This window comes from Pseudomonas sp. GL_093, assembly GCF_057837605.1.
Genome location: NZ_CM174448.1, coordinates 2511343 through 2535415, shown reverse-complemented (window position 1 = coordinate 2535415; position 24073 = coordinate 2511343). Strand labels below are relative to the sequence as shown.

Annotated in this window: 23 protein-coding genes and 1 pseudogene; 13 read left to right on the top strand and 11 right to left on the bottom strand. The window is 55.3% G+C overall.

The features are described from left to right. Positions 1-7: 7 nt before the first annotated feature. The 3 genes and pseudogenes from AC3IUE_RS11630 to AC3IUE_RS11620 all read left to right on the top strand — a co-directional run bounded on the left by AC3IUE_RS11630 (position 8) and on the right by AC3IUE_RS11620 (position 2926). Complete coding sequence (locus AC3IUE_RS11630) at positions 8-931, top strand: LysR family transcriptional regulator (protein ID WP_489267487.1); 924 nt, start codon at positions 8-10, stop codon at positions 929-931. 114 nt (positions 932-1045) lie between these two features. Beyond that, positions 1046-2071 (top strand): annotated as a pseudogene (locus AC3IUE_RS11625) (HAMP domain-containing protein); the annotation flags it as partial. Positions 2072-2200: 129 nt separating this feature from the next. Further along, positions 2201-2926 (top strand): methyl-accepting chemotaxis protein, encoded by a 726-nt coding sequence (locus AC3IUE_RS11620; protein ID WP_489268799.1) that lies wholly within the window; start codon positions 2201-2203, stop codon positions 2924-2926. Positions 2927-2969: 43 nt separating this feature from the next. Here AC3IUE_RS11620 and AC3IUE_RS11615 read toward each other — a convergent pair whose 3' ends face one another. From AC3IUE_RS11615 to AC3IUE_RS11595, 5 genes are all read right to left on the bottom strand, one after another. Continuing rightward, the gene (locus AC3IUE_RS11615; protein WP_489267485.1) at positions 2970-3158 is read right to left on the bottom strand and encodes a hypothetical protein; all 189 of its coding nucleotides are present in this window, start codon (positions 3156-3158) and stop codon (positions 2970-2972) included. Positions 3159-3310: 152 nt separating this feature from the next. Continuing rightward, entirely contained in the window at positions 3311-3958 is a 648-nt protein-coding gene (locus AC3IUE_RS11610) for an alpha/beta hydrolase (RefSeq protein ID WP_489267483.1), read from the bottom strand. An 11-nt stretch (positions 3959-3969) separates the two neighbouring features. Next, a complete protein-coding gene (locus AC3IUE_RS11605) occupies positions 3970-4926 on the bottom strand; it encodes a VOC family protein (RefSeq protein WP_489267481.1) in 957 nt (318 codons plus the stop codon). Positions 4927-4959: 33 nt separating this feature from the next. Continuing rightward, positions 4960-6015, bottom strand: coding sequence for a maleylacetate reductase (locus tag AC3IUE_RS11600; RefSeq protein ID WP_489267479.1), 1056 nt, complete (start codon positions 6013-6015; stop codon positions 4960-4962). Positions 6016-6283: 268 nt separating this feature from the next. Then, complete coding sequence (locus AC3IUE_RS11595; RefSeq protein WP_489267477.1) at positions 6284-7141, bottom strand: HpcH/HpaI aldolase/citrate lyase family protein; 858 nt, start codon at positions 7139-7141, stop codon at positions 6284-6286. A 295-nt stretch (positions 7142-7436) separates the two neighbouring features. Between AC3IUE_RS11595 and AC3IUE_RS11590 the strand changes: the two genes are divergently transcribed. The 5 genes from AC3IUE_RS11590 to AC3IUE_RS11570 are packed head-to-tail and all read left to right on the top strand — an operon-like array spanning position 7437 to position 12086. Beyond that, positions 7437-8519: an alpha/beta hydrolase gene (locus AC3IUE_RS11590; RefSeq protein ID WP_489267475.1), complete on the top strand. Its 1083-nt coding sequence runs from the start codon at positions 7437-7439 to the stop codon at positions 8517-8519. 60 nt (positions 8520-8579) lie between these two features. After that, a complete protein-coding gene (locus AC3IUE_RS11585; protein ID WP_489267473.1) occupies positions 8580-9776 on the top strand; it encodes an FAD-dependent oxidoreductase in 1197 nt (398 codons plus the stop codon). A gap of 10 nt (positions 9777-9786) precedes the next feature. Further along, positions 9787-10161 carry a nuclear transport factor 2 family protein gene (locus AC3IUE_RS11580; protein WP_489267471.1) on the top strand — a complete coding sequence of 125 codons (375 nt, stop codon included), beginning with the start codon at positions 9787-9789 and terminating at the stop codon, positions 10159-10161. A gap of 49 nt (positions 10162-10210) precedes the next feature. Beyond that, on the top strand, positions 10211-11095 hold the full coding sequence (locus AC3IUE_RS11575; protein WP_489267469.1) for a CmcJ/NvfI family oxidoreductase: 885 nt from the start codon (positions 10211-10213) through the stop codon (positions 11093-11095). Positions 11096-11120: 25 nt separating this feature from the next. Further along, entirely contained in the window at positions 11121-12086 is a 966-nt protein-coding gene (locus AC3IUE_RS11570) for an SDR family NAD(P)-dependent oxidoreductase (RefSeq protein ID WP_489267467.1), read from the top strand. A 184-nt stretch (positions 12087-12270) separates the two neighbouring features. Here AC3IUE_RS11570 and AC3IUE_RS11565 read toward each other — a convergent pair whose 3' ends face one another. Both AC3IUE_RS11565 and AC3IUE_RS11560 read right to left on the bottom strand, forming a co-directional pair. After that, a complete protein-coding gene (locus AC3IUE_RS11565) occupies positions 12271-12393 on the bottom strand; it encodes a helix-turn-helix domain-containing protein (RefSeq protein ID WP_489267465.1) in 123 nt (40 codons plus the stop codon). A gap of 172 nt (positions 12394-12565) precedes the next feature. Next, complete coding sequence (locus AC3IUE_RS11560; RefSeq protein ID WP_489267463.1) at positions 12566-13489, bottom strand: LysR family transcriptional regulator; 924 nt, start codon at positions 13487-13489, stop codon at positions 12566-12568. Positions 13490-13592: 103 nt separating this feature from the next. Here AC3IUE_RS11560 and AC3IUE_RS11555 point away from each other — a divergent pair, with 103 nt between their 5' ends. From AC3IUE_RS11555 to folD, 5 genes are read left to right on the top strand one after another with little or no spacing between them, the layout of a single operon-like run. After that, positions 13593-14456, top strand: a complete 864-nt coding sequence (locus AC3IUE_RS11555) for an intradiol ring-cleavage dioxygenase (RefSeq protein WP_489267461.1) — start codon at positions 13593-13595, stop codon at positions 14454-14456. Between the two features lie 7 nt (positions 14457-14463). Further along, positions 14464-14808 carry a Dabb family protein gene (locus tag AC3IUE_RS11550; protein WP_489267459.1) on the top strand — a complete coding sequence of 115 codons (345 nt, stop codon included), beginning with the start codon at positions 14464-14466 and terminating at the stop codon, positions 14806-14808. Further along, on the top strand, positions 14805-15650 hold the full coding sequence (purU, locus tag AC3IUE_RS11545; protein ID WP_489267457.1) for a formyltetrahydrofolate deformylase: 846 nt from the start codon (positions 14805-14807) through the stop codon (positions 15648-15650). Before AC3IUE_RS11550 ends, purU begins: the two co-directional genes overlap by 4 nt. Positions 15651-15688: 38 nt before the next feature. Continuing rightward, positions 15689-17026 carry a glycine cleavage T C-terminal barrel domain-containing protein gene (locus AC3IUE_RS11540; protein WP_489267455.1) on the top strand — a complete coding sequence of 446 codons (1338 nt, stop codon included), beginning with the start codon at positions 15689-15691 and terminating at the stop codon, positions 17024-17026. Continuing rightward, positions 17023-17907: a bifunctional methylenetetrahydrofolate dehydrogenase/methenyltetrahydrofolate cyclohydrolase FolD gene (gene folD, locus AC3IUE_RS11535; protein WP_489267453.1), complete on the top strand. Its 885-nt coding sequence runs from the start codon at positions 17023-17025 to the stop codon at positions 17905-17907. Before AC3IUE_RS11540 ends, folD begins: the two co-directional genes overlap by 4 nt. A 95-nt stretch (positions 17908-18002) precedes the next feature. Here folD and AC3IUE_RS11530 read toward each other — a convergent pair whose 3' ends face one another. From AC3IUE_RS11530 to AC3IUE_RS11515, 4 genes are all read right to left on the bottom strand, one after another. Then, on the bottom strand, positions 18003-18869 hold the full coding sequence (locus AC3IUE_RS11530; protein WP_489267451.1) for a CmcJ/NvfI family oxidoreductase: 867 nt from the start codon (positions 18867-18869) through the stop codon (positions 18003-18005). 218 nt (positions 18870-19087) lie between these two features. Continuing rightward, positions 19088-21511, bottom strand: a complete 2424-nt coding sequence (locus AC3IUE_RS11525) for an efflux RND transporter permease subunit (protein ID WP_489267449.1) — start codon at positions 21509-21511, stop codon at positions 19088-19090. Then, on the bottom strand, positions 21508-22464 hold the full coding sequence (locus AC3IUE_RS11520; protein WP_489267447.1) for a WD40/YVTN/BNR-like repeat-containing protein: 957 nt from the start codon (positions 22462-22464) through the stop codon (positions 21508-21510). The genes AC3IUE_RS11525 and AC3IUE_RS11520 overlap by 4 nt, the downstream gene beginning before the upstream one ends. A gap of 244 nt (positions 22465-22708) precedes the next feature. Continuing rightward, positions 22709-24061 carry a DUF1329 domain-containing protein gene (locus tag AC3IUE_RS11515; protein ID WP_489267445.1) on the bottom strand — a complete coding sequence of 451 codons (1353 nt, stop codon included), beginning with the start codon at positions 24059-24061 and terminating at the stop codon, positions 22709-22711. Positions 24062-24073: the final 12 nt, after the last annotated feature.

Below are 24073 nucleotides of genomic sequence, written 5' to 3'. Positions count from 1 at the left end.
AAAAAAGTTGAACACCCCATCGGTTCCCCCTCTGCACGACATTGATTTGAAACACTGGCGACTGTTTAAGGCAGTCGTCGAATGCGGTGGGCTATCCGCCGCCGAAGAGGCTACTGGAATGGGCATTTCCGCCATAAGCCGACAACTGTCGGATCTGGAAAGTCGCTTCGGTAGTCAGCTTTGCCATCGTGGTCGTAGCGGTTTCCAACTGACTCAGGAAGGGCAAGTCGCTTACACGGCAATACTTCGCCTGCTCGACTCGATCGACGAATTTCGCGAAACCCTGGCCAGTTCAAAAGGTGAAGTCAAAGGTGAGTTGAGCTTGTGGCTGATCGATCACTGCGCCTTCACACCAAGCAACCCTATTGCCTCGGCCCTGCAGAGTTTTTGCACCCGTTATCCGCTAGTAAGCCTCAGCATCGGTGTGGCACCACCCGACGCAGTAGAGCGAGCGGTCGCGGAAAAAAAAGCCGGGGTAGGAGTAACTATCTGCAAATCGGACCTTCCGTCTCTGACCTATCAGGTAATTGGCAGTGAAGCCTCAGCGCTGTACTGCGGTCGTCATCATGAAGCGTTCGGCAAGAGCGAAGAAAAGGCCCGCCAGATAGTCGAGCAAACAGCACACTATGTTCGTCGTGGATACCTGGTGCAGGACGCGGCACCCGCCTCGTTCCTCCAGAACTCCTGTGCCCTGGCCCACCATGTCGAGGGGACTGTGCAGTTATTGTTGAGCGGCGGTTTTGTCGGGATTGTTCCCGACCACATTGCTCAGCCCTGGGTGGAATGCGATGCACTGTATCGCCTGCCACTACCAGAGTTCATGGTGGAGCGCCCCGTGTTTGTCGTCGCTCGTGAATCTCAAGGGGCGTCCAGAACAGCCAGCCTGATGCAGGAGGCAATCATGGACGCTTTCCGACTTACTCAAAGCTAACCCCCGCCCGTCAAAGACGGATTGACCTTGTGTGATCAGTCCGATGGATTCGTTTGCCCTGAATTTGCCTTTTACCGCCCATTTGACTCTTCCACGGACTACAGGAAACCTCGAATGCTACTCAAATTCCGCCACAAAGCACTGGCTGCAGCGGCGTTGGTGTCAATCACCTCATTCAGTCTGTTCGCCTTCTACAACGAACGGATGCAACGTCAATCAATACAAACCCAGCTACAAAACCAAATGCATCAAGAGGCGCAAGCCGCTGCGAAAAACATCCAGGATTGGCTCACCGGGCGAGTCTTGTTGATAGAGACGATTGCGGAGCTGTTCGAACATGATCGCTCGGAAGGACTGATTACAAAGGTGCTGGCTCAGAAGACGATGATGTCGGCATTCATCGCCTATTTTGGCGATACCGACGGCAAGATTTTCTTACGTCCCGGCGACTCGGTACCGGAGGGATACGATCCAAGAACCCGACCTTGGTACACATCGACGATCAACGCCAGCGGCCCGACTATCGGTGATCCTTACGAGGATGAAGGACCTGGCGGACTGATCGTCACCATCGCTGCCCCTGTAGGGCCTGCGCAAAAGCGTGGTGGCGTGGTGGCGGCAGATCTCAGTATCGAAAGCCTGGTGAAAACCATCAACGCGATGGATTTCGGTGGCTTGGGCTATGCCTTTCTTATCGACAACAATGGAAAAATCCTGGTCAGCCCGCAGAAGGACCAATTGCTCAAGTCGGTACTCGATATCTATCAAGACAGCACCCTTCTTTCGGCAAGCGGCACTCGCGAAGCTCAATTGGCCGGGAAGGATCGTCTGCTTCTATTCACCCCGATCAAGGACTTGCCGCTGGAAGGTTGGCGATTAGGAATTTCCTTGGATAAAGACAAGGCCTATGCGTCGCTCAAACAATTTCGGCTTACGGTGCTAGTAGCAATTATCGTCACGACATCGTTGATCTTCCTTGTGCTGAGCATGCTCATGAAGTTGCTGATGCGCCCATTAGCCAATATGAACGGCTCCATGACTGATATCGCTCAGGGCGAGGGAGATCTGACTCGCCGCCTTCCCGTTATCAATCAGGACGAGTTCGGCGAGCTGGCCAGCGCCTTCAATACCTTCGTCGATCGGGTACAGCAGATCATCATAGAAGTATCTTCCAGCACCACAGAGCTGAACAAGGTTGCCCAGAATGTCACCTTTTCCTCCAATGCTTCACTGGAGAGCTCGGGAGAGCAATCCCTGAGAACCAGCAGCGTGGCAGCCGCCATTAACCAACTCGGCGCTGCAGCTCAAGAGATTGCGCAGAATGCTGCCAATACTTCCAGGCAAGCCTCCACCGCTCGCAATGAGTCCGAGAATGCACGACAAATTGTTGAGCTGACGTTGGGCGCGATGAAAACCCTGTCGGAGAAAATCCGCCAATCCTGCAAAAACATCGAAGCGCTGAATACCAAAACAGCAGACATCGGCAAGATTCTGGAGGTGATCAAAAGCATCTCCTCCCAAACCAACCTGCTCGCCCTGAACGCAGCTATCGAAGCAGCAAGGGCTGGCGAAGCGGGACGAGGGTTCGCAGTCGTCGCAGACGAAGTCCGCAATCTTGCCCAGCGTACACAGACCTCTGCACAGGAAATCGAGCAGATGATTGAGCATTTACAGTTGGGATCACAATCGGCTGTCAACACCATGCTCGAAAGCCAAGATCAGAGTGAGCGTAGTGTGGCGATTGCTGCCAAGGCTAGCCATGAACTGGCGAGCGTGGTCCGACGGATCGGTGATATCGATAATATGAACCAGTCCGTCGCCGCCGCGACCGAGGAGCAATCGACGGTAGTCGAGGCGCTTAACATCGATGTCGACGAAATCAATCAGCTCAATCAAAGCGGTCGCAAAAACCTGACGCATACATTATCGGCGTGCACCGAGCTTACTGATCAATCGCGTTACCTGGGTCAATTGGTCAATCGCTTCAAAACCTGACTCATGTGCGTAAGGGCGATGGCTGCCACATCAGCGCTGAGTGTTAGATCTGTCCTTCCAGACGGCAAATTTCATCCACCAACACCTTCAACGCAGACTCATCGAAAAGCACCTGCAACTGGCGCCCTTGCGCAGCCCTATGAGGATTCTGGTAGATCACCCGCAGCGCCTGATTGACGGGGTCGTAGGTAACCTGGATCGGACCGTGAATATGAGCAACGGTAAATAGCATGCACACCTCCCTTGGGGCGAAAGCCCATGACCAGAGAAACGCCCACTGCGCTGTCGATCCGCAAGCCGCCCCCTGATCCAGGCCACGCATCTTGGAGGCCCGGCAGAAACACTCATCACAAGGGGGGCTACAGTGACTGGCTCAGGGCGAATTTATGCTTTGTTCAAGACGTTCAACAGCAAAGCGCGCCCAAACGTAATCTCCTGATCGTTCACCAGGTGCTCCATTTGCGGATAGACCTCGAGCTGTACATCAGCCCCCATCCCGGCCAATACCGCGGCGGTCTGCTCGGTGCGCGCAAGCGGTACCCAGGTGTCGATATCGCTGTTGGCAAGAAACACCGGCGTGCCATGCAACCAGCCTGATACCGGCCATTGCATCTCGACCGGCCCGATCAACCCGCCGGTATAAGCGATGAGCCCGCCCCATCGCCCGGGATAACGATACAGGTACTCGCAAGCCAGACAGGCGCCTTGGGAAAACCCGAGCAGGACAATGCGCGAGCGCGAAATCCCCCGCCCTTCCAATTCTCCCACCAGAAGCTCAAGGCGAACGATGGCGTAGTCGAGTTGTGGCTGATTGTTCTCCAGGGGGGCCATGAATTTGTCGGGGTACCAGGATTTCCCCGCCGCCTCGACAGCAACAAAAGGCATCCCCGGCAGGTTCAAACGCTCGGCAATGGCAAACATGTCCGCCGGGCCTTGGGTACGCCCGTGCAGCAGAATAACAACCGCTCCTACGGCCTCAGGCGCAGGACCCAAGGTGTGGAGCGGCTGGCGCAGATGAAGGTTGTCGTTCATCACGCCCCCCTTCAGTACTTCAGAGGTTCAAGGTACGCGGCGATTTCCTCGGCGCGGGCCGCCATCTGCGGCGGCACCTGGATGGTCTTGCCAAGATCCTCGTAGGTCTCATCCACCAGGAACCCCAGCGGTTTCGACACCGTGGCCTCAAACAGCGCGCCTCCTGGGGTACGCACGTACACGGAGTCGAAATAGCCACGATCCTTGCGATCCGATACATCGGTGTAACCCATGCCCTCAAGGTGCAACTTCACATCGCGCTGCACCTCTAGGTCGGTCACCTCGAACGCACAGTGATGCACCACACCTTCGCCGTAAGTCCAGGAGCCCTGGGGCAGGTCCGAATCAAGCTCGAAATCGATAATGGTGCCACTCCCCCCCTTACCCACCTCGTAGCGACTGTAGATACCGTCAGTATTTTTCAGCGTGCCGCTCCAGCCGTAGTGCATGAACTCGGTGGAGTTCTCCAGATCACGCACAGACACTGTGATGCCGTGGGTACCACGGATGCCAAAGCCTTCGGGAACTACGCCGTTGGAGTAAGGCTTGCGGTCATCGTCCGCGATGCCGACCAACTCGTAGCAGATACCACAGGGGTGAGCGAAGTGCAGAAGCTTTTCACCGAATCGCTCTTGGAATTCCGGTTTAAAGCCATGGATCTCCAGGTGCTTGGCCCAGAACACCAGAGAAGACTCCGGAACCGACAGCGCCAGGGTCTTGATTTGGCCGCTGCCAGGGCGCGCCTTTCGACCAGACTGGCGGAACGGGAAGCAGGTGATCAGCGTGCTTTCTTCGCCCAGATCATTGCCGTAATATAAGTGGTAGATGGGGTCATCACCATCGTAAAGACCAGTCTTCTTGACGCTTTTGAGACCAAGCACCTTGGTGTGGAAGTCGTAGTCTTCCTGTGCACTGCCGACGTTGAGCGTGATGTGGTGATGGCGCTGGATGTGCGGATTGAGCTTCATGACGTTCTCCTATTGTTAGATTTTTGAACGTGCTTAAGGGCGGATGCCGGAGAAGGCGTTCTCGAGCAACTTACGAATCGCTACAGGCTCGATTGACCGCGGATTCCAATAGGGCGAAGAGCAAGCAATTTCTACAGCCCGAGCAAGGTCGATCTCTTTCATGCCGATGTCTGCGAGTCGGGTAGGCGCCCCATGTTTGTAAGCCAAATCGAAAACCCCTTGAGCCGCACTGTCAGCACCCAAGGCACGCGCGATTCTGGCCATCGCTTCGGGCGCGGCGTCGTTGTTGTAGGCAATCGCGTGAGGCAAAACCACTGTGTGCGTTTCTGCGTGGGGCAAATCAAAACTACCGCCTAACGTGTGGCACAACTTGTGGTGGATCGACATACCTACCGCCCCCAGGCAAACACCGCAAGCCCATGCACCAAAAAGCGCGTCGGAACGGGCCTGCTTGTCCTCGAGGTTCGCGTGAATGCGTGGCAGAGCGCGGCCGATGGCTGCAATTCCCTGCTCAGCCAGCATCGAAATGAGTGGGTTTGCATCTTTCGAATACAGCGCCTCTACCGCGTGGGCGATGGCATTCAGACCACTTGTCACAGTCATCAGCGCTGGGAGGCTTAGGGTCAGATCCACGTCGTAAATGATGACTTCCGGAAGCACCTTCAGGGTGCGCTGCGTGGTCTTCAAACCATTTTCGGTCTGGCCAATAATCGGCGTAGCTTCAGAGCCTGCGTAAGTAGTGGGAATTACAACCTGGGGCAGATCGGTATGCAGCGCGATAGCTTTGCCAAGCCCAATTGTGGACCCGCCGCCGAGGGCTACCACACAATCTGCACCCAGGCTCTCCACCACCACCAATGCCTCTCGCGTGACCTCCACAGGAGTATGCATGGTGGCATTGTCAAACAGGCCTACCGCTACGCCAGCGAGCTGACGTACCAGCGCTTCGCCCGAGGCACGCTGATATGGAGTGGTGAGAACTAACGCTTTGGAACAACCCAGAGCACGGATTTCGTCTGCGACCTGCGCAAGAGTGCCAAATCCAAAAACCACTCGTGAGGGTAAGGCGTTGTAAACAAACGGCTGCATGCATCTCTCCTAGCTAAAGCCGACCCCATAGGGAGCCGCTCTGATTCAGACATTAAGCACCCAATCCGAGAGCGCATAATTTGTACGAACAACTTAAAACCTGAACGTCTTTCATGTCAATTATTCTGTAGAAAAAAGCATCAGTACTGAGCTTTTTATTTTTTAATCAACGCCATAGTTGTACGAATCACTATAAAAAATAAAAAATGGAGAGACGCCAGCCCTGCCCCCCCAAAAAAAGGTGACAAGCTCGGTTAACTCAAACGCCTTACGCTTCCATCGCTTCAATACGCGCCACGAGCAACAGAACCCTTCTGGCACGGTAAGCAATCGGGTAATCCACGAGTAGGCCGTCGACCTGGATAGCCGCCAGCCCCTGCGACTCCGCCCGGCAAAAAGCCTCATCTATCCGGCGCGCCTGATCGACCACCTCCTGAGAAGGCTTCATGGCGGCATTCGCAAATCCAACCTGATTCGGGTGAATGCATAGGCGGCCCTGAAAGCCATGCATCCGCGTGCGCTCCACAGCTTTTTCATAGCCAGCTACATCGTTGACCCGCAGCCACGCAGCATCAATTGGTGCCTCTATACCCGCCGCGCGGGACGCATGAACTGCCAAATTCCGATAGTAGAAAATCTCCTCCTCGCCACCCGTCTGCTCCACGCCTATGTCGTAGGTAAGGTCGCCCGAACCAACCGCCAATCGCTTAACGCGAGGACACGCTGCAGCTATCTGGAAAATAGCGGCAAACCCTTTGGCTGTTTCAACCAGGGGAATCAGATCGAAACCACCTACCGGCATCTGGCGCTCTCGCTCCAGTTGCTCGATCACCCAATCCACCTGTCGCAACTGTTCGGCACTCTCAACCTTAGTGAGCATCAAGCCGTCGACGCTCGGCTGCACGACAGCCTGAATATCGCCATAGGCAAAGGCGGTTTCCAGCGAGTTGATGCGCACATAGCCCAGCGACCTTCTCGGCAAACTCAGGGCACCCACCACCATTTCCCGGGCCGCAACCTTCTCCGCTAATGGGCAGGCATCCTCCAGATCCAGAACCACCGCATCCGCCCCAAGCGTGAAAGCTTTTTCGCTGCGGCGCTGGTGATTACCCGGCGCAAAAAGCATTGACCTGATCATCATAATCTCCAATTTTTTGTACGTACAAATATCACAAACGATAGAATACTCAGTCAACTAAAATTATTAATTTTATATTTTTACTATATTAAACAGATAGTTATATACAAACACATGCTTCTTACCGGCTAAATTCGATTATCTGCCCACGCCAATAATCGCATCTATTTGTACGCAACATATTGACATTATAGAGCCTTCCCCCTTTAGATAGGCGGCATGTGAGTCGATGCGACTCTACCGCTCCCAGCTCCTAAACAATCACAAAAACAGGGCGAAACACATGAGCAATCGCGAAAGGTCATTTAAACCAGAGGACCTTCATGCCGCGTCCAAAACGGCCCTCAATCTGGCGGCACAGGGCAGTTTTTGGGTCGGTATCGATAGGCTGAGCACACCCGCCGGAACCTGCGCCGCCGGGCAGATGTATGTCGAGTACTGGATACCGGCAGAGCTGCGACATGGAACGCCTCTCGTGATGATTCACGGAGGTGGTGGCCAAGGCCTGGATTATCTGCAAACCGCGGATGGGCGCCCGGGATGGGCGCAATGGTTCGTGCAAAAAGGTTATGCCGTGTATGTGGTCGACCGCCCCGGACATGGGCGCTCTCCGTTTCACCCCGAGCTACTCGGCGCAATGAGCCCCCCCCCTTCTTATGAGTTCTTATCACATCTGTTTTCAGCGCCCGCAAAAGGTCCGATGGCCTGGCCTGGGGCCGATCTACATACTCAATGGCCTGGCGATGGCACCCTCGGTGACCCTGCCTTAGATCAGTTCACGGCCAGTGCCGGCCCCTCCCCGACCATGCCGCTCATGCATTCACTAATGCGCAAAGCAGGCGGCGAGCTCCTTGACCTGATCGGTCCGGCCATTTTGCTCACCCACTCGGCAGGTGGCCCTTGCGGCTGGATGATGGCGGACGAACGCCCTGCACTGGTCAAAGCCATCATTGCCATCGAACCGCTGGGCCCGCCTTTCGCTCAACGCCCTAACGGCACCCTCGATTGGGGGATTACCGCGGCGCCGCTTACCTTCAGCCCACCCGCAACGTCACCGGTCGATATAACGCGCGAAGAACGCCCGGCGCCTCCAGGCTGCATCCCTTGTCAGGTCCAGCAAGAACCGGCTCGGCAATTACCCAACCTTCAGGGCTACCCCATTGTTGTCGTTACGGCGCCGGCCTCATGGATGGCAATGGATAACCATGGCACGGTCGATTTCCTGGAGCAGGCAGGAGCCACTGTCGAACACCTAAGACTCGAAAACGCCGGCATTACAGGAAATGGCCACGCCATGATGCTGGAAAAAAACAGTGATTCGATTGCCGCGTTACTCGAGTCCTGGATAGCCGAGCACGTGAACTAACACCACTTCTAGCTGCTGGCCCTCATCCGGGCCGTCCATTGCGAACTGGAGATAATTAAAATGTCGGAAAGCAAAGTAATCGTCGTTGGTGCAGGTCCAACGGGACTCATCACTGCGCTGGGACTCGCAAAATCTGGCGTGGAAGTCACTGTACTTGAGCGCGAGCCCGCCATCGTCAACTCGCCCCGCGCGATGGTGTATCACTGGTCCGTACTTGCTGGTCTTGACCGCCTCGGAATTCTCCAGGATGCGGAAAAACTAGGCTTCAAGAAGCAAGAGTATTGTTACTTGGTATTCGGTACCCGCGAGAAGATCGAGTGGAGCCTTAACGATCTGGAAGCTCATACCCCCTACGCATACAACCTGCACCTCGGCCAAGACAAACTCGCCGAAGTAGCCCTGGCTCACCTACTTCGCTTGCCTAACGCGCAAGTTATTTGGAACACAAAGGTGGTTGGTCTTCAGCAAGACGAAACCTCTGTGACCTTAACCGCTGAGCGCGAGGGTGAGACTTGCACTTTTACGGCTGACAGGGTTATCGCCGCAGACGGCGCCCGTAGTCGAATACGTGAATTGCTGGATATCGACTTCGAGGGCACCACTTGGCCAGAACGTTTCGTCGCGACCAATATTCGCTACGACTTCGAGAAGCATGGCTACGCTCGGTCAACCCTTATGATCGACGCGAAGTACGGTGCGATCATTGCCAAGATCGACGACACAGGGTTATGGCGGTGCACCTACTGCGAAAGCGCCGATCTACCGGAAGATAAAGTGCTCGAACGCATGCCTGAGTTTTTCAAGGTGATCTTGCCCGGAGTCACGAATTACGAGCTGGTGCAGTACTCCCCTTATCGAATGCACCAGCGTGCCGCCCAGCGTTTTCGCTCCGGTCGAGTAATCCTCGCTGGCGATGCCGCCCACGCGACCAACCCTACAGGTGGCCTGGGGTTGACCTCGGGATTGTTCGACGCCTACGCGCTACACCCAACGCTTACTGCTGTCATGCGAGGCGACGCAGATGAAAGCGTCCTTGATCAATGGGCAGAAGAGCGCAAGGAGAAATTCCTGAAGATCGCTTCGCCCCAGGCAAGCGAAAACAAACGCCTGATCTATCACTCTGGCGACGCTCAACGCCTTGAGGAAGATCTTGTGCGCCTGCGCCGCCTGGCCAGCGATAAGGAGTTTCGACTTGAGCGACTGCTGTTCTCGCGCCAACTCGAGACTCAACCCTCTGTCCCGAATCGCTATTTCTAAGGAGCGCACCATGAGCACCGACAAGAACAAGGCGCTGATTCTGAACTACATGGAGCTTGTTGCTTCGGGCGACATTGATGCCGCTCTTGAATTGGCGGCAGACGACGCGACCTTTTGGCACCCAATGGCAGGTATCCACAGCAAAGAGCAACTGCGCGAGCAATTCAAGCAGTTCGCCACCCTAATGCAAACATTCTCCAGCAAAGTCGCCAGCATCACAGCAGAAGCCGATCGCGTATCCGTGGAGGTCGAGGCCCAGGCTGAAACCACTACCGGTCGCCAGTACAAGAATCTGTACCACTTCATGTTTGTGCTGCGTGACGGGAAGATCCGCGAGTCCCGTGAATACGTGGACAGCGCACCAGTCTTAGCCGCGTTCTTCTAAGCCACACCCCGTCGCAACCACAAATAAAAACAAAAAAAGGAGCTAGACAATGAGCAACCTAGCCGCGAAACACTCCGCCCCCGTGCAAGACCTCCCGTTTATCAAGGCGCAGATTAATTACGCTGGCCAGATTGCCGGCCGTGCGGTTTTTGACACGGTAGACCCCACCAACATGAACGTCGCCTTCCTGCCTAATACTGTTCAAATTCACGATGTACGAGAGGCTCGCGACAGTTTCAATCTGGACACCCACGGCTTCGCCTACGTACGCCACACGAGCGAAGCAGCGACCCGCGCCGAGCTTCGCGATCAGAACCTCACGCTTCAGGATGTGCACAGCGATATCAACGACATCTACCAGCGCGAGGTGGCTGCCTATATCCAGCAACTGACTGGCGCTCGCGAGGTAATTGCACAAACCAGCGGCCTGCTCGTGCGGACCTCCAACCGTGCCAAGAAAAAGTCCTGGGCCACTCCCGCCACGTTTGTGCATTTGGACTTCACCGAAGACTCGGCGAACAAGTTTCTGCGCTGGTCCCTCGAAGAAACCGGACTCACCCCAAAGCCCTACCGACGCTACATGGTGTTCCAAACGTGGCGGGTGATTTCCGGAGCGCCTCAAGACAGCACGCTGGCCATCTGTGACGGACGCAGCGCCTCGGGCACGGACGCAATTGTCATGGATTCGGTAATCGGCCCGCGGGAAAAACCAGGCGCTTTCTTTGAGTCTCGCCTGTGCATCGCCAATCCGGCACACCAGTGGTACTTCCTCTCGGACATGGAGCCCGAGGACCTGCTGATCTTCAAAGGCTTTGACAGTGACATTCCGAACTCGATGAACGCCATGCACACCGCATTCGACTCCCCCTCGAATGCTGCTGAGGCCATCCCCCGGGTCAGCGTGGAAGCCCGGTTCTTCGCCTTCTTCGATTGAATCACGCACATTCCAAGGAAAAGAAATGAATCAAAAATGGCTGGAAGGAAAGGTGGCTATTGTCACGGGCGGTGGTCGCGGACTTGGCCGAGCACATGCTTTGGCTTTAGCGGATGCGGGCGCGAAGATTCTCGTCAACGACTTGGGCGGCAGCGATCGCGGCGAAGGCGCCAATGCTATCCCCGCCCAAGAAGTGGTTGAACAGATTCGTGCGTCCGGGGGCACGGCTGAGTTCAACACCGAGTCAGTGGCTGATTGGGATGGAGCCCGCCACATAGTCGAGGATGCCCTGAAGCATTTCGGGCGTGTGGACATTCTGGTGAACAACGCCGGGATCTCTCGGTTTGGTTCCGACATTTCCTCCATTTCCAGGGAGGACTGGGAATTAACGATGGGCGTGAACCTCACGGGCACCGCGGCTATGTCGCACTGGCTCGCGGCCCACTGGCAAGCGCAGGGCCCAGCCAGTGGCAGGGCCATCATCAACACCTCGTCTCCGGCAGGCGTGAACCCGATGCCTGGCAGTCCCGCGTACTGCGTTTCCAAGGCTGCGGTCGCTGCACTCACGCAAAGTTCGGCCGCAGAATTGGCCAGGCTCGGCGTCAGGGTTAACGCGCTCGCGCCAATGGCCCGTACGCGCATGACTGACGCCGTGCCTATTGTGGACGCAATGATGAAACGTACCGAGGCGTTCGACCCCTTCTCGCCCGACAACGTGTCACCACTGGTTGTTTATCTGGCGTCCTCGCGGTGCCGCTTCACCGGCCGGATATTCGGCATTGGTGGAGGACGTACCTATCTCTATAACGGCTGGAGCGCCGAAACCGAGATCGTCGTCGACAATGACCACATCAGCCTGGCCGAGCTGGAAACTGCACTAGGCACGAGCTCAATCTGCGAACATCCGTCCATCCTCATGCCTGGAATGCGCCTTGAGCAACCGTTCCCTGGGGACGACGTGCTTCAGGCCTTAGCCCAGGTCGAGGGGTAGGCTCACCTCCGGACTGGCTCGCCCGATCGGAAGCGACACGAACACTGCCTGTGTGCAGGGAGCCTGCGCACGACAGCCGAGTGTCGCTCATTCGCCTACTGGCACGCTGCTTGCCCCAGCTGCCAGACTCGATGAACTAAAAGGCGTCGCTCATCTTGGGCGAACTGTCATTGCGGGCAGCCGCTCATTGAACGTTCTTTTGCTTGGCATACCGCAGCGGCGGCATGCCGAAGCGTCTCTTGAAGAGCTCGCGAAAAGCGCGCTCCGACTGGTAGCCAACCTTCTCCGCGACGAGCGCTATGGGCATTCCGCCTCGGAGCGGCTTACAAAGTGCACCTGATTTCTCCAGCAATTCAGCCCATGTTGTACGGACATTTCATCCAACCAAATCGCTGATTTATGAGTGACTGAAGCACGGGAATTTGCCTAATAGGTCTTCAAGGCAATTCGTCGTTTTCTCAGACCGTCAACCCATAGCATCAGTGACGGTTGGATGACCATTTGCGCTTAAAGTCGAGCTGCTCGAAGTGCTGAACCAGAAAATCAATGAACACCCTCACCTTCATAGGCAGATGGAGGCGGCTTTGGTAAGCGATGTTGATGGTCAGCGACGGCAATTCCCAGTCATCAAGTATCGGGACTAAACGGCCTGCAACCACATCATCGAAAACAATGTACATCGGCAGGATCAAAATTCCGTGCCCAGCTAGCGCTGCCATACGCAGTACTTGGCCGTCATCGCTATCAAAAATGCTCGTCAGCGTGACAGATTGGCGCTCCTCTGCACATTCAAGATGCAGCTCGTACGGGTTGTTCGCCAAGGTGTAAACCAGGGTGTCATGCTGACTCAACTGCTCCGGAGTCGTCGGCCTGCCACGCCGCGCCAAGTAACCAGGTGAGGCACAGAAGATCCGCCTGGTAACGGCCAACGGCCGCATTGCAATGCCCGAGGCAGGTTCATGCTCGCGGGTACGAATGGCCACATCAATTCCTGCCTCAATAAAGTCAGGGTAACGATTGGCAACCACCACCTCAACTTTGAGCCTCGGAAAACGCTGCCTGAACAAGGGCATCATGGGCGCCAGATGCTGAACGGCGAATGACAGCGACGCGGTAACTCTCAACAACCCAGTAGGCGTGGCAGACACTTCGTTCACGGCGGCTTCGGCGTCGTGAAAGGCCGAAAGCATCGTCTGAGCGCCGCTCAAAAAATTCGCCCCCGCCTCGGTAATCCACAGTCGCCTAGTGGTCCGCTCAATCAGGCGCGCGCCAAGGTTTTCTTCCAGCGCAGCTAAATGGCGAGTCGCTGCAGCGTTGGACATACCCAGCCGGGTAGCAGCATGCGAAACGCTGCCTAACTCAGCGATCAGCGTAAACAACTCAATCTGCCTCAATCGATCCATGCTGCTGATTCTTCCACTAAACGGAAAAGTGATTTAGCAACTATACCCTTGCATCGCTGTGTCGACGAGATATTGTACGTACATATTTCGAAGGAGCTCGACAATGCGTCATATAGACGAAGAAACCATTACACAGGCTGTTGTCGAGTCGTTTTCGTCCTGTTCAAACGAACGCTTGCGCTTGGTAGTCACCAGCCTGGTTCAGCACTTACACGCCTTTGCGCGGGATGTGAGGCTTACAGAAAACGAGTGGGTCGCAGCCATTCAATTTCTGACCGAAGCCGGCCACATCACGGACAACAAGCGGCAAGAGTTCATCCTGCTTTCCGACACCCTTGGGCTGTCGATGCTGGTAACCGCACTTAACAATCGCAAACCCAAAGCGTGCACAGAGACAACGGTCCTGGGACCCTTCTACGTCGAAAATGCGCCCCTTTATGACAACGGCGCTGATATCAGCCAAGGGGCGAAGGGACATCCATGCTGGGTCAGAGGTCAGGTCCGCGATGTAGATGGAAATCCCATTGCCGGCGCCACCATGGACATCTGGCAATCGGATGAAGATGGTTTCTATGACGTGCAGTACGCGGAGGTTCACGGTTCACAAGCACGTGCACGCCTTCAAACCGAGCCTGACGGACACTTTCACTTCCGCTCGGTTCTTGCCACTGCCTACCCCATCCCACACAACGGCCCGGTAGGCAAGATGCTTAAAGCAACGGGGCGACATCCTTGGAGACCGGCGCACCTGCACTTTCTGATTGAGGCTGAAGGCTTCGAGCGCCTCATCACCCAAGTATTCCGCAGTGACGATCAATACCTGGATTCCGACGCCGTGTTCGGCGTGCGCCAAACACTGTTAGCCGACTGGGTCCACCACCCGCCAGGCATTGCCCCCGACGGCACCGAATGCAGCACTCCCTTTTATTCGCTCGACTACGACTTCGTACTCCACCGTACCCAATGAGGCCAGCGTGATCAGACATATTGTGATGTGGAAACTGAAGGGAGATACGCCCGAAGAAAGGCAAACAGCTCGGCTGCGCGTCAAGTCCGCCTTTGAGGGGCTAATAGGGCAAATTCCAGGGCTGCTTTCCCTTGAGGTAGGAAGCGATCAAAGCGGTGCCGACTATGCCTGTGATGTGGTGATGGTCTCGGAATTCAGTGACGCAGCAGCACTGGCCGCTTATGCCACCCATAAGGATCATTTACGGGTCAGGGATCAGTTGGGAGACCTGCGCACCCACCGCTATCAGGTGGACTACGCGGTTACAACATCCTCTTGCTCTCAACAACTCACCCAACGGGTCGACCGATGAAACTGATCCTTACGCTCTCCTGCCAAGATCGTCCTGGCATCGTGCATGCCGTCAGCGGCTTCCTGTTCTCCGAACGCGCCAACATCGTCGAAGCGTCTCAATTGAACGACGCTTCCACTGGCCTGTTCTTTATGCGAGTGAAGTTCGAAGGCCCGGCGGACACCCAACTCCATGAGGTCGAAGAACGCTTCGCCAGCATTGCCCATGACTTCACAATGCAAGCCAAATTCGCCATCGCGGATCGCGCTATGCCCACGGTGATTATGGTTTCTCAGATCGGGCACTGCCTGAACGATCTGCTGTTCCGCCATCGCTCTGGGCTTCTGCCAATCGACATCCGCGCCATCGTGTCCAACCACCGGGAGTTTTATCAGCTCGCGGCCAGCTACGACCTGCCCTTTCACTACATACCCGTGAACGCAACCAACAAACCAGAAGCCGAACAGAAGCTGCTGGACATCTTCCAGGCCGAAGGCGCCGAACTGTTGGTGCTTGCCCGCTACATGCAGGTACTTTCGGATGGGTTATGTCAGCGCCTGTCGGGCCAAGTGATCAATATCCATCACTCTTTCCTACCCAGCTTCAAGGGCGCGCGCCCCTACCAGCAGGCCTTTGATCGCGGTGTAAAACTGATTGGTGCCACCGCTCACTACGTTACCGCTGACTTGGACGAAGGGCCGATCATCGAACAGGGCGTCGAGCGCGCGGACCATGCAATGGACCCGTCCACCTTAACGGCTACCGGTCGCGACACCGAGAGCGTAGTGCTGGCCCGAGCAGTTAAATGGCATGCCGAACACCGCATCCTGCTTAACGGTTACAAAACAGTAGTATTCCAGTAATCCGCTTATTTATTTCCTTCGTATCAGGAGTCACGACCATGCAAAACAATAATCACACCCTTGCGTTGACACCTGCGGTTCCAGTCACTCAGGAAACCTTCACTTACACCCGCTTCGGTAGCTCATTCGAAGCCGCGGAGTTCACCGATTGGATCGACGAAAGCATGTCTTGGAAAAAGACCTGCTACATCGGTGATTGGTCGCCATTGGGCAAATTACGCGTCAAGGGTAAAGACGCTCTCAAATTCTTTTCCGACCTCAGCATCAATAGCTTTGCCAAGTTCGATATCGGCCAGGCCAAGCATGCCGTTTTCTGTAGCGAGGAAGGCAAGGTAATTGGGGACGGTATCCTGATGAAAGAGACCGAGGACGCGTTTATCTATACCAGCGGTCCGGGCATCCTCTGGGCGCTCTACAGGTTCCAACTGGGCAATTACGACGCCAGTCTGGAGAACCTCACCGAGGAACGCTTTATCCTCCAAGTCCAAGGCCCCAACGCCCTGTTTCTGATGGAAAAGGTCACCGGCGAAAGCCTTCGCGACATCGGTTTCATGCGCTTTCGCCCCACCCAAATTGGCAGCCGTGAATTTCTTGCACTTCGCCAGGGCATGGCGGGTGAAATTGGCTATGAATTACACGGCAACATTGAAGACGCAGAGGGTATTTACCAGGCGATTCTGGAAGCTGGGGAAGAGTTTGGCATTCGTCGCCTAGGCGGTCGCACGAAGATGGTCAACCATGTAGAAGCCTGCTTCCCCACACCCACTGTCGACTACATCCCCGCGGTATTCGGCGAAGCAGAACAAGGCTTTCTCGACTTTATGAAGCAGGCCGCTCCGGCCATTCTCAATTTACTGCGTCACTCGGGTACTTATCCCGCCGAAAACTTGAGCGTACTGCAACGTAGCCCCGTCGATCTGGGCTGGGGCAAGAGCATTAAGTTTGACCATGAGTTTGTCGGTCGCAACGCGCTCGAGGCAGAGCTGGTCGCGCCGAAACGCAAGATCGTCACGCTTGTTTGGAACAGTGAGGACGTCATCGACATTTACGCCTCGTTGTTTCGCGACGGTACGCCGCATGACTACATGGAACTGCCGCGGCAGGTTCTGGGCTGTATGGAGGCGGACCGCGTGGAGCATCAAGGCCGCCTGGTCGGAGCGACCTCATCACGATGCTACAGCTACTACTTCCGCGAAATGCTCTCTCTGTGTGTCATTGATATCGAGTTAGCCGAGCCCGGAACCGAGGTCACCGTGGTCTACGGTGGCGCGCGCGGTAGCGAGAAGCGCATTCGAGCGAAAGTAGCCCCAGCCCCGTACAAAACCGACAACCGCCGGGCTGACGTCAACTCCCTGCAACCTACGAGTGCGCTATGACGGCCCGAATAATTGATGGCAAAGTACACGCGGCCAAACTGTGTGCAGAAGTCCGGCGTCAAGCAGCTCAATTACACCAGGACTATGGGCTGCAGCCGAGCTTGGCCATCGTATTGGTAGGTAATGACCCTGCCAGCGATGTCTATGTCCGCAATAAAGTACGCCAGGCAATCGAGGCCGGTCTTTCAAGCCTTGAACATCGCCTGCCTGAAGAAACCACTGAGGCCGAGCTGCTCGCGCTAATCGAGCGGCTCAATGCGGATCCGGCGGTGCACGGCATCTTGGTGCAGCTCCCGCTGCCGGCGCACATTGATGAAGGCAAGGTGATTCACGCCATTGCGCCGAGCAAGGACGTTGACGGTTTTCATCCCGTCAACGTCGGTCAGCTGTCGGCCGGACAGGAGACGTTAATACCCTGCACGCCCTATGGCGTCTTGATGCTGTTGCGCCACAGTTTGCCCAGCCTTGAGGGACTACACGCCGTGATCATCGGACGCTCCAACATAGTCGGCAAACCGATGGCGCAATTGCTCCTTGCGGAACACTGCACCGTGACCCTTGCCCATTCGCGCACGCGAAACCTTGCCGACCTGGTACGTGGCGCCGATATCGTCATTGCGGCAGTTGGCAAGCCTCATTTGGTTCGAGGCGATTGGATCAAACCTGGTGCGTGTGTGATTGATGTGGGCATCAACCGGGTCGTTGAGAATGGTGAGAAGAGGCTGGTCGGCGACGTAGCATTCAGCGAGGCCGTTGAGATCGCTGGCGCTATTACCCCGGTGCCCGGCGGCGTCGGCCCAATGACAATTGCCTGCCTTCTGCGCAATACGCTTATTGCCGCTTGCGGCGCTCGTGGAATTGCTCTGCCCGATGCTCTTTAGCCCCACTTATGCGAAACCCAATAAAATGCCCAGATCTTTCGATCTGGGCATTTTTTACATCGCTGGAAAAGTCAAACTTATATCGCACCAGCAGCTTAATCGTACAGCGCGATAAAGCGACATTCCACACTGCCTCGCGGAATCGCCCCAACAGCAGACACATCTTCAAAAGCCGTGTGCATCGCATTCATCGCATCAGGTATTTCTGAGTCGAAGCCTTTAAATATCATCACTTCATCAGGGGTCATATTAGGAAAATAGTACCACTCATGACGCGAACTGAAACGGCAGCCACGAGAATGAAGCAACTCGTTGCGACTTCCCTTCGGACCGATGAAATCGAGTTGAATCATATCGTCGTTAGAGACACTCCGACCATCGCAGATGGCCAGTGGCACATCCTGAGGAGGAGGTGTAAGTACGCGCCACGCCTGCATCATTACATAACGTCGATAAGGCGCAACCTGGCGACCCGTTAATTCCAGCGTGTCACGCAACAATCGATCAATATCTGTCTTAGCAAAGTCCAAATGAGCAAACTGTGCAGTCGTCATCCAGCTTCGTTGCGCGGCGCGCTTGCTGAAGCGAACAGTCATCGTACCATACTGCGCGAAGACTTCACGCGCACCGCTCAACTCCAACATAAGCGCTTCCAGCTCAGCCAAATACGCGAGGTTGACCGGCCCCATCACTTCACTCGGCGCACTATTTTCCGCGACCAGCTCATCCAAACGCTCGCGCACGACATTGCTCGGCCAATTAACCAGTTGAAATCCCTGCTGATCAACGGATAAAGGCTCTTTCGCCACGCGGGCATTATTCATACGCACGCGGTGTTGTTCGACAACAAAACCGTCTAATGCTCGGTCTTCATATGAAATGACGACGCGTTCACGGCTGGTATTTACATAAGGCACATCGGCATACGTAAAATTATCGCTAGCTGATACTTGATCGCTCATCAAACACCTCGTCTATTGTTACTTATAATAAAAACCCGATTTCCTCCCAAACGAGGCCATGCTTCTGGACGCGTTAGAGCATCAGGCAATATTGATATCAATTTTTGCAAGTTATAGTTGCCGCACTGACATGCATAACTATTTCGGCTTCTCGCCGGGCGCTCATTTAGCCTTCAATGAACGCCCGGCTAGAGGAACGCCGACATACTCTGAGCCGTTCACGTAACCGCAGAGAGCCTGTTTTTATCTTGCTCAAGCGCTGTAACGGCGTGAGTACCCCGAGGGGACTTATCTCCGAATAAGAAACAAGCTAGTGCAGGCAGAAGAATCAGGGCACCCAACATGTTCCAAAGAAACATAAAGGAGAGCAGGATTCCCATATCCGCCTGAAACTTAATGGGCGAGAAACTCCACGTTGCCACACCCACTGAAAGCGTCACCCCGGATAGAAGCACTACACGACCAACTGACAAGAGTGACAAGTAGTACGCACGGGACAAGCTCGCCCCCTTGCGAAGTTCAGCCAACAGTACGCTGAGCAGATAAAGGGCATAGTCGACGCCAATTCCAACCCCCAACGCGATGACCGGAAGTGTCGCCACCTTGAAGCCGATACCCAACGCGGTCATCAATGCCTCGGCCAGCAGCGAGGTGAGCATGAGCGGCACCACCGCACAGATAACTGCGCGCCAGGAGCGAAAGGCGATCAAACAAATCACTACAACCGCGCTATACACCAACAACAGCATGGAAACACGCGCACCTTGAACAACTTGGTTGGTGGCTGTTTCGATGCCGGCGTTGCCGGCAGCCAGCTTGAAGGCACCCAACTCGCTATCGTTCTGCGCGGCAAACTGCTCAACTAGCTCGCTCACTTGGCGCAACGTCGCTGCCTTGTGGTCGGTCAGATAAACCTTCACCAACGATAGGCTGCAGGGCTGATTGACCAAGCTGCGTGGCGCGTATTTAACCTGGCTGTTGAGAAGCACTTGATTCGGTACCAAAGCGATCCAGCGCGGATTGCCCTCAGTAAATTGACTGGTGACCAGCGAAGTCATTGAGGCAAATGAGCTTGTCGCTACGACCGTTGGCAGCTGCCGTAACTGCCACTCAAGCATGCCGACCTTTTCTAACAACTGGTAATTCATGCACTGCCCCACTGGAGACTCAACCATCACCATGAAGAGGTCACTGCTATTGCTGTAATGCGAGGTGATGTAGGCATTGTCCTGGTTGTAAAGCGAGTCCTTACGTAGCTCCGGTGCGCCTGGGTCAAGGTCACCCACTTGCAGGTGATGACTACCTAGCAGCCCTAAGACACCAAATGCCAAACCAGCCAGGAGCGCAACACTGGCCCAACGACGTTTAGTGAAGAGGTCGAAAAAGCTCCATAAAGGATGCGGGTGCTCACTTCTGAGATCTTGCTCCTCAATCTGTAGCGCACGACCTGCCGCCTTGCGCCCGACCCCCACATAGCTCAATAGAATCGGCAGCAGTACGAGGTTAGTCAAAATTAGAAACGCGACACCCAAACTCGCGATGAGCGCCAATTGCTGAATGACACCTATGTCGATGATGAGCAGTACCGCGAAACCTATGGCATCAGCAACCAACGCCACAAAGCCGGCGAGAAACAGTCGGCGGAAGGTTTGCCGGGCAGCGAGCAATGGGGAACACCCCCTGCCGACGTCCTGCAAGATGCCGTTCATCTTTTGCGCGCCATGGGACACACCAATAGCAAAGACTAAGAAAGGCACCAGTACAGTGTACGGGTCCAGCTCCAAGCCCAGCAGAGGCAGACAGCCCATCAGCCAGAGCACCCCTACCAGTGAGCAGAGCAGAACATTGACGGTACTAATCACGCAGCGCGAGTACCAATAGACCAACGCGGCGACGATGCAGATAGAGATCAAGAAGAAGCTCAGAACCTTCGCAACACCATCGATCAAATCGCCGACCACCTTGGCAAATCCGACGATATGAATGTCGACCAAATCGCCTTGGTACTTTGCTCTCACTAACTCCAATTGCTGAGAGAACCTGCCGTAGTCCAGCGACTCCCCAGTCTCATTGTCAAAATCCATCAAAGGCACGAGCAAAATACTTGACTGGTAGTCCGGGGCAACAATCCGCCCTACCTCTCCCGAGCGTTCAATATTCAAACGCAGCTGATTCAATGCTGCCGGTGAACCGTCGTAGGTCGAGTCAATCACCGGCCCCCCATCAATGCCGGCCTCAGTAATTCCAAGCCAGCGCATGGTCGGCGTCCAGAGCGATACCATCCAAGGCCGGTCGACCCCATTGATCAGATAAACCTCGTCGCTAATTTGCTTCAACGTCTGAAGGTATTGATCATCGAGGATGTTGCCGCGCTTGCTAGTGACCGCGATCGCTACCAGATTGCTTTGGCCGGCAACATCCGCGCGATGCTTGAGGTAGTTCTCGATGTACGGATGAGCCGATGGAATCATCCGCTGGAAGTTGGCGTTGAAACGTAAATTCGGGAGCTGCAGTGCCGTCCCAACGGTTAGCACAAGACAGATCAACAAAATCAAAAGCCGATTGTTGAAGATCAATTGCTCCAGCCACGAACTTCTCCCAGCAACGCCGTCACTGGGCGGGAGATCTCGGTAAGAAGTCATTGGTTCATTCCCACATTCTGCACAAGCGGCGAGGTGAGCTCGCTCGCTGGAAGTCTGACGATGCCGCCCAAGCTGCTAAACACCAGGTCGCCGTTACTTGCCTGCACTGCACCAGTCAACGGGGCATGGGCTTGCCATTTGATCTTCTCGAACGAAGCACCCTCCCCTCGACTGACAAATACCTGACCTGCTTGATTCCCCAGCAACAACGCCCCGCTGCGAAGTTGAATGCCGCAGAAGAACGCTGCGTCCCCAGCTTGCTGGGACTGCCAATGCTCTCCCGCATCGGGACTTACGATGAGATGGCCTCTCAGCCCGTAGGCGATAACACGAGATGAACCGTCAGCGATAACACCAAATAAGCTGCCCTCATAGGGCGAAGCCAGTGCCCTGTTGCCATCCAGTAACAGGCCTTGCTCACCCACGACCAGGGTCTTCCCCGCAGTGCGCGCCACGCCATAAAGGTGCAAGCGCCCCTCGTTCTCCAAGGCCCCAAGCGGAGCCCAGCTCTTGCCCGCATCGTTTGATTGAAACGCCAGACCAAACGCACCCGCGACAACCAGCTGTTTGTCGTCGATGACGGACAACGTCAGCAATGGCTTCTCGGGGCCATCCGCCAGCACGTTCAGGGCATTCTCCAGCAAGGCCTCAGCATCCTTATTTCCTTCGGCCGCTTGTTGTGTCCAATAGTCCACAGCCTGCTGCGCAAGGGTAATTCCGTCGGCCTGCTTCACCCAATTTTCGCCCGCATCATCGGTGCGAAGTACCACCCCCTGATGCCCAATAGCCCAGCCAATTCCGGAAGAAGCAAACGCTATGTTTGTCAGGGTTACGCTCACCGGCACATGCTTAGCGCTGCGCCAGGTTAGGCCGTCATCGTCCGACAAGGCGACGGTACCGCTCTCACCCACGCTCACGAGTCGATCACCGGCGTAAGCGATTGCCATCAACATGACCCGATCGGGATGGGAAGGAGGCAGGGCCGCTGTTGTGAGCGCCAACGTGGGGGAAGGTTGAGCGGGCGCGGCAGCGTTTGCCTCCCCTCGCCCACCCAACGAGAGCACAACTGCCAACAGCGCGGCTGACACGTGATGCCAATTCATCTACATAACCTCTGAGAAAGCCGAGCAAGTCAAATCAGACGACTTGCTCGATACCACCCAAAACGGGTCCGAATACAATCGTTTACTCCGCAAGCTATCGGACGCCCGATGCCTCGAGATTCCTTGGAGAAAAAATCGTGGCAGGAACCTGCTGGTACGTGTAGCCGTCTTTCTCATCGCTCAAAACGTTGAACGCGGCGTAGGATTTCGACTGAAGGTTGTAGACGAAGTTGGTAGAAAGGATCATCCCGGGAAGGGTGGGATTCACGTAGGTCAGAACCTGTGTTGCCTTCCAAAAGGCCCCTTTTGCGTCCCACTCATCTGCCAACAGAATCTGCCAGCTGTCCTCATCCGCATAAACTCTGCGCTTGGGAACCACATGACGCTGTCCCGACTTAACAGTCCCCTCCAGCACCCAAGTGCGATGCAGTTCCCATCGCATCAGGGCGGTATTTGCCGACTGCTGTTTAAGTACCTGATCGAGGCCTACCGCATTGAGGAAATTGTTGTTGTTGTAAGGAACGTATAACTCCTTCTTGCCAACAATTTTCCAGTCGTAACGATCAATGGAACCCTGAAAGCCATTCTGCTCGTCATAGTTGGTGACTCCAGAGGTAAACGGCGAAGGCACGTCGTACTGAACATTTGGAGTACGACGAAGGCGGCGTTGTCCTGGAAGGTAAGTCCATGCCTGAGCTACCGCATTAAGCTGCTTGTCGATTAGGCCAAGGATCTTTTCGCCCGACTGATAGGCAGGCGCCTTGGTTTCAACAAGCACTCCATACCGCACCTGACCTTTGAATGGATCCTCACGCCCTGGCTGATAATCTCCCGGGTTGGTTTCCAGGACAAAGGTAGACGACGCCAATACGGGAGCAGCATTGCTGACTACATAAACGGACGAAGTGGTCTGTACATCAATGCCTCGGAAAGCGAACTGCGTATTGGCCATCGCTTCCGCACCAGACTTCGGAATCGGGAAAGGAATGCTTCCACCCCAATCACTGATCAACTGCTGATCTACCATTTTGGTAGTGGTAGCGTTCTTGAACACACGCTCATAGGTGTGCTCTGGCGCCAATGCCGACCGATAAGTCGGGTACACACTGATGGAATAACCCTGAACGTTCTTCAGCAGAGCTTGCTCACCTTCAGTAAGTTGCTCTTTGTGCTGATCGACGTTGCTGGCGTCAATCTTCAGAATTAGCTTTTCGTCAGGTTTGAACAACGGCGGTCGATTCGGTTTACCCGCAGGTAAAGCGGCTTTCTGACCGCCGTTCCATGCCGGGATACTGCCTGTGGCATTACCTGCTCGCTCGCCGCCTACAGGGGTTAGCTCTGATTTTAATTTTTGCGCTTCTTCAGGGGACACAGCGGCCTGCACAGCCGAGCACGATAAAACTCCGAAGGCCATTAAGAAGAGCAATTTGGATTTGTTGTTATTCATCTTTTACTCCAA

Excerpts from the sequence above, each read along its gene's own strand:
- AC3IUE_RS11560 (WP_489267463.1), bottom strand. The coding sequence starts at position 13,489 with ATGGATCGATTGAGGCAGATTGAGTTGTTTACGCTGATCGCTGAGTTA.
- AC3IUE_RS11600 (WP_489267479.1), bottom strand. The coding sequence starts at position 6,015 with ATGCAGCCGTTTGTTTACAACGCCTTACCCTCACGAGTGGTTTTTGGA.
- AC3IUE_RS11555 (WP_489267461.1), top strand. The coding sequence starts at position 13,593 with ATGCGTCATATAGACGAAGAAACCATTACACAGGCTGTTGTCGAGTCG.
- AC3IUE_RS11525 (WP_489267449.1), bottom strand. The coding sequence starts at position 21,511 with ATGACTTCTTACCGAGATCTCCCGCCCAGTGACGGCGTTGCTGGGAGA.
- AC3IUE_RS11580 (WP_489267471.1), top strand. The coding sequence starts at position 9,787 with ATGAGCACCGACAAGAACAAGGCGCTGATTCTGAACTACATGGAGCTT.
- AC3IUE_RS11575 (WP_489267469.1), top strand. The coding sequence starts at position 10,211 with ATGAGCAACCTAGCCGCGAAACACTCCGCCCCCGTGCAAGACCTCCCG.
- AC3IUE_RS11540 (WP_489267455.1), top strand. The coding sequence starts at position 15,689 with ATGCAAAACAATAATCACACCCTTGCGTTGACACCTGCGGTTCCAGTC.
- AC3IUE_RS11520 (WP_489267447.1), bottom strand. The coding sequence starts at position 22,464 with ATGTTGATGGCAATCGCTTACGCCGGTGATCGACTCGTGAGCGTGGGT.
- AC3IUE_RS11530 (WP_489267451.1), bottom strand. The coding sequence starts at position 18,869 with ATGAGCGATCAAGTATCAGCTAGCGATAATTTTACGTATGCCGATGTG.
- folD (WP_489267453.1), top strand. The coding sequence starts at position 17,023 with ATGACGGCCCGAATAATTGATGGCAAAGTACACGCGGCCAAACTGTGT.
- AC3IUE_RS11590 (WP_489267475.1), top strand. The coding sequence starts at position 7,437 with ATGAGCAATCGCGAAAGGTCATTTAAACCAGAGGACCTTCATGCCGCG.
- AC3IUE_RS11605 (WP_489267481.1), bottom strand. The coding sequence starts at position 4,926 with ATGAAGCTCAATCCGCACATCCAGCGCCATCACCACATCACGCTCAAC.
- AC3IUE_RS11585 (WP_489267473.1), top strand. The coding sequence starts at position 8,580 with ATGTCGGAAAGCAAAGTAATCGTCGTTGGTGCAGGTCCAACGGGACTC.
- AC3IUE_RS11565 (WP_489267465.1), bottom strand. The coding sequence starts at position 12,393 with ATGCCCATAGCGCTCGTCGCGGAGAAGGTTGGCTACCAGTCGGAGCGC.
- AC3IUE_RS11570 (WP_489267467.1), top strand. The coding sequence starts at position 11,121 with ATGAATCAAAAATGGCTGGAAGGAAAGGTGGCTATTGTCACGGGCGGT.
- AC3IUE_RS11615 (WP_489267485.1), bottom strand. The coding sequence starts at position 3,158 with ATGCTATTTACCGTTGCTCATATTCACGGTCCGATCCAGGTTACCTAC.
- AC3IUE_RS11595 (WP_489267477.1), bottom strand. The coding sequence starts at position 7,141 with ATGCTTTTTGCGCCGGGTAATCACCAGCGCCGCAGCGAAAAAGCTTTC.
- purU (WP_489267457.1), top strand. The coding sequence starts at position 14,805 with ATGAAACTGATCCTTACGCTCTCCTGCCAAGATCGTCCTGGCATCGTG.
- AC3IUE_RS11515 (WP_489267445.1), bottom strand. The coding sequence starts at position 24,061 with ATGAATAACAACAAATCCAAATTGCTCTTCTTAATGGCCTTCGGAGTT.
- AC3IUE_RS11610 (WP_489267483.1), bottom strand. The coding sequence starts at position 3,958 with ATGAACGACAACCTTCATCTGCGCCAGCCGCTCCACACCTTGGGTCCT.